Annotated in this window: 1 pseudogene; it reads left to right on the top strand. The window is 46.9% G+C overall.

The features are described 5' to 3' along the window. Window positions 1-239: pseudogene (locus tag AAEY72_RS16195) on the top strand (exonuclease SbcCD subunit D C-terminal domain-containing protein); the annotation flags it as partial.

Raw genomic sequence — 239 nt, 5'->3', positions numbered from 1 at the left:
AATCTCTGCTGATATGTTCGATGAAGGCTTTGATTATGTGGCACTTGGGCATTTGCACGTACCGCAGCGCGTCGGCGGCTGTGAGCATATCCGCTATTCAGGCTCGCCTATTGCGATGGGCTTTGGTGAGGCCAAGCAACAAAAGCAAGTATTGCTGGTACAGTTTGGCGCAGTAGAAAATGATTTTAGCAATCAAAAAGCAGCGTCAAATAGTACATCTGAAAGCAATATGCCTAAGC

The organism is Psychrobacter sp. W2-37-MNA-CIBAN-0211, from assembly GCF_040309405.1.
Taxonomy (GTDB): Bacteria; Pseudomonadota; Gammaproteobacteria; order Pseudomonadales; family Moraxellaceae; genus Psychrobacter; species Psychrobacter glaciei.
Note: the sequence above shows the minus strand (reverse complement) of the source record. Positions and strands in the feature narration are given on the sequence as shown.